The 11370-nt window shown below is 65.8% G+C and carries 5 protein-coding genes; 4 read left to right on the plus strand and 1 reads right to left on the minus strand.

The genetic code is table 11. From position 1 onward, the window contains the following. Window positions 1-70: 70 nt before the first annotated feature. Entirely contained in the window at window positions 71-967 is an 897-nt protein-coding gene (locus IGS58_RS05845) for an MBL fold metallo-hydrolase (RefSeq protein ID WP_070260525.1), read from the minus strand. Between the two features lie 198 nt (window positions 968-1165). Here IGS58_RS05845 and IGS58_RS05850 point away from each other — a divergent pair, with 198 nt between their 5' ends. The 4 genes from IGS58_RS05850 to IGS58_RS05865 all read left to right on the plus strand — a co-directional run. After that, on the plus strand, window positions 1166-2788 hold the full coding sequence (locus IGS58_RS05850; protein WP_070281834.1) for a GAF and HD-GYP domain-containing protein: 1623 nt from the start codon (window positions 1166-1168) through the stop codon (window positions 2786-2788). After that, window positions 2785-5040 carry a CHASE2 domain-containing protein gene (locus IGS58_RS05855; protein WP_230520861.1) on the plus strand — a complete coding sequence of 752 codons (2256 nt, stop codon included), beginning with the start codon at window positions 2785-2787 and terminating at the stop codon, window positions 5038-5040. The genes IGS58_RS05850 and IGS58_RS05855 overlap by 4 nt, the downstream gene beginning before the upstream one ends. Window positions 5041-5250: 210 nt before the next feature. Continuing rightward, window positions 5251-6861, plus strand: a complete 1611-nt coding sequence (locus tag IGS58_RS05860) for a ShlB/FhaC/HecB family hemolysin secretion/activation protein (RefSeq protein WP_230520862.1) — start codon at window positions 5251-5253, stop codon at window positions 6859-6861. Between the two features lie 16 nt (window positions 6862-6877). Then, window positions 6878-11370, plus strand: a 4493-nt coding sequence (locus IGS58_RS05865; RefSeq protein ID WP_230520863.1) for a beta strand repeat-containing protein, incomplete at its 3' end; no start/stop codon positions are given.

An 11370-nucleotide genomic window follows, 5' to 3' on the forward strand; every position in this document is an offset into this window, starting at 1 on the left:
GCTACGGTTTTCAAAGGGCCTTGGGCCAATTGGGCACATTCAAAAAAAGGAACCGCAAGGTTCCTTTTTTTTATGCGCCGGCCAGTTCCACCGTCAGCCCCTCATAGGCGAGAAACACCTGCAAGCCGTCCAGGCGGCTCGCATAGCGGCCCATCACGTCGGCAAACACGGCTTCGAGCTGCTCGTCGCTGCGGGTCGGTTCGTGGTGGGTGCAGTACAGGCGCCGCGCGCCGCAGCGCAGGGCCAGGTCGAAGGCGGCGTCGAAGGTGCCGTGGCCCCAGCCCTGCTTGCCCGGGTATTCCTCGCGCGTGTACGAGCAATCCATGATCAGCGCATCGACGCCGGCGACCAGTGCGTCGATGCCGGCCTGGCGCTGTGCATTGCGCGCCGCGCAGGCCGCATGCTCGGCATGGCCGGGCGGATGCAGGTTGTAGAACGGTTCATGGTCGCCGCTGAAAAACAGCGCGGCGCCGCCACAGTCGATGCGGTAGCCGAGGTTGACGACGGGGTGGTTCATTTCCGCGCCACGCACCTGCGCGCCGCCTACCTCGACGGCCTCGCCGGGCGCCAGCGTGCGGTACTCGATGCAGGCCGCCATGGCCGCTTCGCTGACGGGAAAATAGCTGTTTTGCAGTTGCACCGCCATCACGTGCTCGATGCCGCGTCCGGCGACGGCATCGTGGGCGCCGTACAGGCGCATGCGGTTGCCGGCCACGAACAGGGGCGAAAACATGGGCAGGCCGTGGATGTGATCCCAGTGGCTGTGCGTGATGAAGACGTGCGCGTCGACAGGCTCGCCTGGCGGCAGTTGCTGCGCCAGCGAGAAGATGCCGCTGCCCGCATCGAGAATGATCAGGCTATCGCTGTCGGTGCGTACTTCGATGCACGTGGTGTTGCCGCCATAGCGCGCCGTGCGCGGGCCGGGAGAGGGGATGGAGCCGCGCACGCCCCTGAACGTGAATTTCATTCAGTACCTTGTTACGGTGTAATTATTGTTGATTCTATTCTAATTAATGAGATTGGCGGCAACATTTATGCGTGTTGCGATACGGAAAGTTATTTCATTTTGTTGTAACTAAGTAATGTACAGTGCGCAGGGTGGCCGTTACACTGGCGCTTGCCGACTTCCCCTTTTTTGCTTGCCCATTACCTGATTGCCGCCAACATGCCTCAGCTGCACCCTGAGAAAATCGCCCACAGACTGGAGCAATTGACCGAACTCAGTGTCGCGCTCGGCCATGGCCTGGGCGGCGAGGGGCACGATATCGGCGCGCTGTTGCAGCGCATCGTGCTGCTGGCAAAAAGCATGAGCGGCGCCGATGGCGCCACCCTGTACCGGCCCATGGCCGAGGGCCGCCAGCTGGCGTTCGACATCAGCGTCAACGACAGCCTGGGCATCGCGCAGGGGGCGGACATGGGCTTGCCTGGCGTGCCCCTGTTCGACGCTGCCGGCCAGCCGAATCTGGCATCGGTGGCCGCGTATGCGGCGAACCTGCGCCGCAGTGTGAATATCGCCGACGTCTACCGCGACGAGGGCTTCAATTTTTCCGGCATGCGCGAGTTCGACCGCCACCACGGCTACCACACGCAATCGATCCTGACGGTGCCCATGAGCGACCACGAGGGCGACTTGATCGGCGTGCTGCAGCTGGTCAATGCCAAGGATGGGGAAACGGGGCAGGTGCGCGCCTTTTCCTCCACCGACCAGCGCTTCATCGAGGCGCTGGCCGCGCAGGCTGGCGTGGCGCTGACGAATCAACTGCTCATCTCGCAGCTGGAAGAGTTGCTTGAATCGCTGGTTACCCTGATCAATATCGGCATCGATGAAAAGTCGCCGTACACGGGACGCCACTGCCAGTTCGTGCCCGAGCTGACGATGCTGCTGGCGGACGCCGCGCATGCGACGGACACCGGGCCGCTGGCCGATTTCCGGCTCAGCGACAACGAGCGCAAGCAGCTGTGGCTGGCCGGCCTGCTGCACGATTGCGGCAAGATCACCACGCCCGTGCACGTGGTCGACAAGGCGACCAAGCTGGAAACCATTTTTGACCGCATCGCCCTGATCGATACGCGCTACGAAGTGCTGCTGCGCGACGCCGAGATCGCGGCCCTGCGCCAGCAGGCGGCGCAGCCGCAGCAGAAAGATGCCATTGCCCGCGCGCTGGCGCAGGAGCAGGCCGCGCTGCGCGAAGAGCGCGACTTCATCCGCAGGGTGAACATCGGCGGCGAAAGCATGGCGCAGGCGGACCAGGAGCGCGTGCGGCAGATCGCCAGGCGCCGCTGGCGCGCGGCCGATGGCGAACTGCGCGATTTTCTGGATGCCGACGAGACGGAAAACCTGACCATCCGCGCCGGCACCCTGACGGCGGCCGAGCGGGCCATCGTCAACAACCATATCAGCGTGTCGATCCGCATGCTCGAAGCGCTGCCGTGGCCCAAGCACCTGCAAAAGGTGCCCGAGTATGCGGGCGGTCACCACGAGCGCATGGATGGCAAGGGCTATCCGCGCGGGCTGACGAAAGAACAGATGTCGGTGCCGGCGCGGCTGATGGCCATCGCCGATATTTTCGAGGCCCTGACGGCGCGCGACCGGCCCTACAAGAAGGGCAAGCCGCTGTCCGAATCCCTGCGCATCCTCGGCAATTTCAGCCTGAACGGGCATATCGACCCGGAGCTGTTCGACGTCTTCATCCGCAGCAAAGTCTATCTGACCTTCGCTGAAAAGCACATGCATCCGAGCCAGATCGATGCCGTCGACGAGGCGGCCATTCCAGGCTATACCCCTTGACGCCGTCGCTGGCCTTGCGCAAGCATGGGGCGCGCTGCTTGCTGGGCATACTGCTGACGCTGGCGGCGGCCGTGCTGTGCCTGGCCGGCAACGACAACATCGCGCGCCTGGACGCCATGCTGGGCGACTGGCGCATGCGCGCGGAAAAGCCGCAGCTCGACCGCCGCATCGTCATCGTCGACATCGACGAGCAAAGCCTGGCCCGGGTGGGCCGTTTTCCCTGGAGCCGCGATATCCAGGCGCGTCTGGTACGCCAGCTCACCGGCCATTACGGCGTGTCTGCGCTGGGCTTCGATATCGCGTTTCCCGAAGCGGACACCAGTTCCGGCTACGCCGTGCTGCAAGGCCTGGCGCATGGCGAACTGGCGGGCGTGGCCGGCTTGCCGGCGCAGCTGGAAAAGCTGCGCCCCGCCATGGATTACGACGGCCTGTTTGCCGAGGCCATGCGCGGCCAGCCCGTGGTGCTCGGCTACAGCGTCTCGGAGCAGCAAAGGAAGGGCGTGCTGCCCAAGCCGGCCTTCACCGTGGCCGATTTGAACGGGCGCAGCGTCACGGCCTACGTGGCGCGCGGCTACGAAGCCAATATCGCGCCCCTGCAGGCGGCCGCGCAAGGCGCGGGCATCTTCACGGCCCTGACCGACGCCGATGGCGTGGTGCGTTCCTCGACCCTGTTGCAGCGCATCGGCGACGGCTATTATCCTTCGCTGTCGCTGGCCACCGTCGCCGTCTACCTGCAGGCGCGCGCCATCGCTCCCCGCTTCACGGGCACGGCCGACACCCTGTCGGCGCGCGAACTGGCCAACGGCGGACTCGAACACCTCATGCTGTTCACCCCGCGCGGCGCGATGACGATTCCCGTGGGCGAAGCCTTGACCACCACGGTGCAGTACCGCGGCACGGGCGGCCCCGACGGCGGCGCCTTCCGCTACGTCTCGGCGTCCGACGTGCTGGCCGGCACGGTGCCGCCCGCGCTGCTGAAGGGCGCCATCGTGCTGGTGGGCACCACGGCGCCCGGCTTGAACGATATCCGCGCCACGCCCGTGAATGCCGAGTATCCGGGGGTGGAGGTGCACGCCAACCTGATCAAGTCCATGCTCGACGGGCGCTTCAAGGCGCGGCCCGACTATGCGCTGGCATTGGAATTGGTGCAGATCGTGCTGTGTGGCCTGCTGCTGGCGGGCGCCCTGGCAGTGCTGCCGCCGGCCGGCGTGATGCTGGCCACCGTGGGCGCGCTGGCGGTGGCCATCGGCATCAACCTATACCTGTACGCCGCGCACGATCTGGTGCTGGGCGGCGCCGTGCTGCTGCTGCTGATCCTTGCACTGTTCATCGCCAACCTGGCGTGGGGCTATTTTTTCGAGGTGCGCAAGGGACGCGCGCTGGTGGCGCGCTTCGGCGAATATGTGGCGCCCGAGCTGGTGGCCGAGATGGCTGACGATCCGCAGCGCTATACCATGGAGGGCGAGAACCGCGAACTGACGGTGCTGTTTGCCGACGTGCGCGGTTTCACGGCCATTTCCGAGCAGCTGGCGCCGGCCGCGCTGCGCGAATACATCAATGAGTACCTGACGGCCATGTCGGAAGATATCCGCGACAGCCATGGCGGCACCCTGGACAAATACATCGGCGACGCCGTGATGGCGTTCTGGGGCGCGCCCGTCGCCTTCGCCGACCACGCCCGCCGGGCCGTGGCCAGCGCCTTGCTGATGCAGGGCAGCGCGGCGCGGCTGAACCGGCAGTTTTGCGCGCGCGGCTGGCCGGCGCTGCGCATCGGCATCGGCATCAATACGGGATCCATGCATGTGGGCGACATGGGCTCGCGCATCCGCCGCGCCTATACCGTGATGGGCGACAGCGTCAACCTGGCCGCGCGCCTGGAAGGCGCCAGCAAGCTGTATGGCGTGGGCATCGTGGTGGGCGAGGCCACGCGCGCCGCCGCCCCGGATTTCCTGTACCGCGAGCTCGATCGCATACGCGTGCTGGGCAAGCAGGAAGCGGTGGCCATCTTCGAGCCGCGCGGCCTGCTGGCCGACGCCGGCAAAGCGGAGCTGACGCAGCTGGAACGCTGGCATGCGGTGCTGGCCAGTCTGCGCGCGCGCGACTGGGAGCAGGCTGGCGCGCAGCTGGCCCGCTTGCAGGCGGACTTTCCCGATGACGGCCTGTACCGGCTGTACGCGGCGCGCCTGGAGCAGTACCGCAACGCGCCGCCGCCCGCCGACTGGGATGGCGTGACAGCATTGCATAGCAAATAGCCCGCCATCGCGCCCGAAAATGCAAGCGATGGCGGCATTTTTCACCCTCGCCGGCGCACGGTTTGTTGCGCTGCGATAAAAATCAGGGAGAAATGTTAGAAATTTCTGACTGGAAACTAAAAGCCGTCTAAAATTTGTCTTCAATCCATTGCCGGACATGCTGGCGCCTGCGGGCCGCGCGCTTGTCCGGTTACACAAGAAATCCTTCACATGACATATCGTTTGGTGCACCTGCTTGCGGGTTCCGCGCTGCTGTTCGCCGTCGGCGCCGCCGGCGCTACCGTTCCCATGGATGAAGTTGCTCCTGCCACGCAGGAAGACGGCGTGCCGCGCTTCGAGATCCGCCGCTTCGACGTCCAGGGCAATACCCTGCTCACGTCCGCGCAGGTGCAAGCCTTGCTGGCACCTTACACGGGCGCGCAGCGCGATTTTTCCGACATCGCCCGCGCCGTCGAGGCGCTGGAAGCGGCCTACCGCGAGCGCGGTTACAGCGCCGTGCAGGTGCAATTGCCCGAGCAGGAACTGGAACGGGGCGTGGTGCGCCTGAGCGTGCTGCAAACGCCGCTGGGCAAGCTCGCCATCAGCGGCAACGCGCATGTCGACGAGGCCAACGTGCGGCGCGCCCTGCCGTCCCTGCGCGAAGGCGAGACGCCGAACGTGCCGGCCCTGTCGCAAAGCCTGAAGCTGGCCAATGAAAACCCGGCGCGCAAGATCGAAGTGCGCCTGCAAGCGGACGAGCCGGCGGGCGCCATCGACGCCATCGTCACGGTGGCTGATGAAAAGCCCTGGAAAGCCATGCTCAACGTCGACAATACGGGCAATGCGCAAACGGGCAAGACGCACGTGGGCGTGGTGCTGCAGCATGCCAACCTGTTCGGCCGCGACCATGTCGCCAGCCTGCAATACACGAGCAGCCTGGAAAAGCCGGACCAGGTGGGCGTGTATGGCGCCGGCTACCACCTGCCGCTGTATGCGCTGGGCGACTCGATGGACTTTTTTGCCAGCTATTCGAACGTCGATTCGGGCAGCGTCTCGGCCGGCATCTTCGACCTGGCCGTCAGCGGCCAGGGCAGCATGGCCGGCATCCGCTACAACCAGAACTTTGCCCGCAGCGGCGACTTCGAACCCAAGCTCGTGTACGGCGTCGATTACAAGGCTTACCGCAACAGCGTGCAGCTGTTCGGCATGGAGCTGGGCGCCGACGTCACCGTGCATCCGCTCAGCGTCAGCTACATCGGCAGCTGGACCTTGCCCACGGGCGAGACCAGCGTGGCGGTTACCTTCGCGCACAATATCCCTGGCGGCAAGCATGGCGCGCAAGCCGATTTCGACCGCGTGCGCGCGCATGCCAAGGCGGCCTACAACACCCTGCGCCTGAGCGCCAGTTCGGGGCGCGTGATGGCCGGCGACTGGCAATGGCGCGCGCTCGTCAACGCGCAAGTCACGCCCGACGCCTTGGTGCCGGGCGAGCAGTTCGGCGCCGGTGGCGCCGCGTCCGTGCGCGGCTTTGCCGAGCGCGAGGTATCGAATGATTCGGGCGTCAACCTGAACCTGGAACTGTATACGCCGAACTGGTGCGGCCAGGCACTCGGCTACCAATGCCGCGCACTGGCGTTCTATGACACGGCATGGCTGCGCCGCAACCATGGGCTGCCCGGCGAAAGCGCGTCGCAAGGCATCAGCAGCGGCGGCCTCGGCCTGCGTTTACTGCTGAGCCGCTATGCCAATCTGCAACTCGATTACGCCCATGTCGTCAATGGCGGCGACACGGGACAGCGGGGCGCCAACCGCCTGCATTTCCGCCTCGCCTTGGCCTACTAGTATCAGGATGAACACCATGCACAACCATGTCCAGCACGCTTCCGTTTTCATCCTGACGCCATCCTTTTCGTCACCCTTTGCGCTGCCCCTGCGCCGCACGGCGCTGGCGCTGCTGCTGGCCGGCTGTTTCGGCGCGGCGCAGGCCAACCCCGCCTTGCCGCAGGTGGTCAACGGACAGGCGACGTTCAACCAGCAGGGCAACATCTTCTCGATCACGAACACGCCCAACACCATCATCAACTGGCAGAGCTTTTCCATCCATGCGGGCGAAATCACGCGTTTCATCCAGCAGAACGGCAATAGCGCCGTACTCAACCGCATCACGGGACAAGACCCCAGCAAGATCCTGGGCGCGCTCGAATCGAACGGCAAGGTCTTCCTGATCAACCCGAACGGCATCGTCTTTGGCCAGGGCGCGAAAGTGGACGTGAACGGGCTGGTGGCGTCCAGCCTGGGCATGACGAACGAGGATTTCCTGGCCGGCAAGCGCCAGTTCACGGCCGGCGGCGTGGCCGGCGGTGTCAGCAATGCGGGCCTGATCCAGGCGGGCAAGGGCGGGCAAGTGCTGCTGATCGCGCCGAACGTGGAAAACACGGGCATCATCACGGCGCCAAATGGCGAAGTGATCCTGGCGGCCGGACGCAGCGTGCAGCTGGCCGAGCCCGGCAATCCGCAATTGCGCGTGCTGGTCTCGGCACCAGCGGATCAGGCCCTGAACCTGGGCCAGATCATCGCCCAGGGCGGCAGCATCGGCATGGCCGGCGCGCTGGTCAGCCAGCGCGGCGTGCTCAACGCCAACAGCGCCGTCGTCGGCGAGAATGGCAGGATCGTGCTCAAGGCCAGCGGCAAGGCGTTGCTCGAGGCGGGCAGCGTCACCAGCGCCACTGGCGCGGTGGGCAGGGGGGGAGACATCCAGGTGCTGGGCGAGCAGGTGGGTTTGCTGGGCAATGCGGCAATCGACGCCAGCGGCGCCACGGGCGGCGGCACGGTCTTGCTGGGCGGCGACTACCAGGGCAAGAACGCGGCCGTGCAGAATGCGCGGCAGGTGCTCGTCGGCAAGGACGCCAGCGTCAATGCCGATGCCGTCCATGGCGGCAACGGCGGCAAGGTCATCGCCTGGGGCAATGAATCGGCCCAGGTACACGGCAGCATTTCCGCGCGCGGCGGCGCGCAGGGCGGCGACGGGGGCTTCGTGGAAACATCCGGCCATTACCTGGCCGTCGATGGCATCCGCGTCAATACCAGCGCGGAGCATGGCAAGCGGGGCAACTGGCTGCTCGATCCTTACGATATCACCGTGGTCGCCGGTTCGGGCGGGCAGTTGAGTTCCTTCGATCAATTCGCCGACTCTCCGGCCACCGGCAACGCCAGCATCGGCGCCGACCTCATTTCCGGCGCCAGCAGCAACGTCACGCTGCAGGCCCTGCACCGCATCAATTTCAACAGCGCCATCAACATCGCGCAGCAAGGCGTGGGCTTGACGGCGCAGGCGGGCGAGATCATCAATGTCAATGCGCCCATCACCACCAATGGCGGCCATATCACGCTGTCGGCCAATGATGCGGCCGCTGGCATGGCCTATGGCGCCGGCTCGAATGTGAATCTGAACGCGGCGCTCGGCAGCGGCAATGGCGATGTACGGTTGTCCGGCGCCGGCGTCACTTTCGGCGTCGGCTCCGTGAATGTCGGCAACGGCAATTTGACCTTGCGCGCGAATGTCGCCGGTGGATCCATCGACCTGACGGGCAGCGGCGATCAGCTGCTGGGCAGTGGCGTCACCGGTCAGACGGTGCTGCTGGAGGCGGACAACATCAGCATCAACAGCGCCATCAATGTGGGCGGCGCCGCCGGCAATGCCGGGGTAACCCTGCAAGCGTTCAGCGCGGGACGGCAGATCGCGCTGGGTGACAAGCCCGGCAGCGGCCTGCGCCTGACAAACGCCGAACTGAACCGCATCGCCGCCGGCAGCGTGCATATCGGCAGCGCTGCAGGCGGCGACCTGACGGTGGAGCAGGCGATCGACCTGGCAACGGTCGCGGCGGGCGGCGGCGTGAAAAACCTGGTGCTCGAAAGCGGCGGCAATGTGCTCGTCTCGAACACGCTGGCGCTGCGCCAGGACGGCAGCAGTCTCACCGCCACGGCCGGCGGCTTGCTGTCGCTTGCCAGTGGCGGCGGCTTGTCCGCCGGCGCGGTCAATCTGGTTGCCGACAATATGAGCCTGGGCGGCGGCGCGCAATCGATAGCGGCCACGGCGGGTGGCACCGTCAGCCTGAACCGCCGTTCCAGCGTGGGCGCCATCACCCTGGGCACGGGCGCGGCGGACAATGCCGGCAGCCTGGGTTTGAGCGAAGCGGAATTGAAGACCATCAGCGCTGGCACCGTGCAGGTGGGCGGCGACAGTTTTGCCGGCGTCGTCAATCTCGTGGGCGCGATGGACCTGGCGTCGCAAGGCGAGTTGAACCAGCTTGTGCTGCGCACGGGCGGCAATATCAACCTGAACGGCCCCCTTAACGTGGCCAAGGGCTTGACCCTGGCTTCCGGCGGCAACATCAGTGCGAGCGGCGCCGTCAGCGTGGGCGGCAACTTCCTGCTCGATGGCGGCCAATGGGTGCAGAACAGCGCCAGCCTGCCCGCGTTTTCCGCGCGCGGTTTCAGCATTGCGCAGGGGAGCTTCCTGCGCGCGGCCGGCGGCGACGGCGGCTCGTCCTCGCCCTATCTGATCGCCGATATCCATGGCTTGCAAGGCATCGGCAGCCTTGGCCTTGGCAACAGCTATCGCCTGGCGGGCAATATCGACGCCAGCGGCACGGCGAACTGGAACGATGGCCAGGGTTTTGTGCCGATTGCCGGCAGCGGCAGCGGTTTTTCCGGCGTGTTCGATGGCGCCGGATTTACTCTCAGTAACTTGAAAATCGACCGCAGCCTGGCGTCCGGTTCGGCGGCAGGCCTGTTTGGCACCGTCCAGGGCGGCACCTTGCGCAACCTGACGTTGAGCGGCGGCAGCGTCACCGGTACGGCCAACGTGGGCGCGCTGGCGGGCGAGGTCGTCAGCGGCAACATCGATGGCGTGAACAGCAGCATGGCCGTCAGCGGCCAGCGCAATGTTGGCGGCCTGGTGGGCAGCAACGGGGGCGCCATCACGCTGTCCGCCAGCAGCGGCGCCGTCACCGGCATCAATGCCGATGGCGGCGGCGCCATCGGCGGCCTGGCGGGATTGAATGCGTCCGGCGCCAGCATCACGACCTCGTATGCCACCGGCGTGGTGACGGGCGCGCGTGAAATGATCGGCGGCCTGGTTGGCAATAACCAGGGCGCGCTGAGCCAGTCTTATGCCACCGGCAATGTTACTGGCGCGCGCAGCATCGGCGGCCTGGTGGGCCTGAACGGCGGCAGCATCGATGATGCGTATGCCAGCGGTGCCGTGGGCCGGGCCGGCGTTGCCGATCCCATCCTCGCCTGGGAAAACATGGGCGGGCTGGTCGGCGAAAGCACGGGTAGCGTCAGCCATGTCTTCAGCAGTGGCGCCGTGACTGGCAGCGGCTATGCGGCAGTGGGCGCGGTAGCCGGCCGCGTGTCTTCCGGTTCCCCGTTCAGCTATGGTTTTTTTAATTATGAAACATCGCTGGTGCTGATGGATGGCGGTGGTTCCAGCGGACGCAGCACGGCGCAGATGAAGCAGCAGGGCATGTTCAACGACTACAATTTCAGCAGCGTGTGGCGCATCTACGATGGCTACACGACGCCGATGCTGAAGGCTTTCCTGAAACCGCTGCAAGTGAATCTTTCTGGCAATGCTGCGGGCAAGGTCTACGATGGCCAGCTGGCTGCCTTCCTCGGTTCGATCGGCTATGTGGGATTGATCGACGGCGACACGGGCGTAAATGGCAGCCTCGGCTACGGCAGCAACGCGCGCAATGTGGGCAGCTATGCAGCGACAGGCCTGTGGTCGACCAAGTACGACATCAGCCTGGGCGGCACGACGACCTTCGCCATCACGCCGCGCGCGCTGACGGTGAGCATCGGCGGCAATGGCAAGATCTATGACGGCACCCTGGGTTACGACGGCGCCAATTTCGTGCTGGGCAATGTGGTGGCGGGCGACAACATCAGCATCAGTGGCAGCGCCGCCTTCCTCGACAAGAATGCGGGCAACGGCAAGGCCGTGCATGCCAGCGGCCTGGCCCTGGGCGGCAATGAGCTGGGCAACTACAGCCTGGCCGCGACCACGGCGGACGGCACGGCGTACATCAGCGCGCGCGTGCTGAACTATGGCGTCACGGGCGCGCAAAGCCGCGTCTACGACGGCACCTTGCAGGCTGGCCTGAACGGCTACTTTGAAGGCCTGGTGACGGGCGACCAGGTCAGCATGGCCGGCTTGCAGGGCAGCTTCCGCGACAAGCATGTGGGCACCGGAAAAGTGGTCGATTATCAGGTGGCGACGGGCCAGCTGACGGGCGCCGATGCGGGCAACTACGTGCTGAATGGAAATGCGGGCAGCACGACGGCCGA

The organism is Janthinobacterium sp. EB271-G4-7A (assembly GCF_020858075.1).
GTDB lineage: Bacteria > Pseudomonadota > Gammaproteobacteria > Burkholderiales > Burkholderiaceae_D > Janthinobacterium > Janthinobacterium lividum.

Bases quoted from the DNA above. Each gene is read 5' to 3' on its own strand.
- IGS58_RS05845 (WP_070260525.1), bottom strand. From the start codon at position 967: ATGAAATTCACGTTCAGGGGCGTGCGCGGCTCCATCCCCTCTCCCGGC.
- IGS58_RS05850 (WP_070281834.1), top strand. From the start codon at position 1,166: ATGCCTCAGCTGCACCCTGAGAAAATCGCCCACAGACTGGAGCAATTG.
- IGS58_RS05860 (WP_230520862.1), top strand. From the start codon at position 5,251: ATGACATATCGTTTGGTGCACCTGCTTGCGGGTTCCGCGCTGCTGTTC.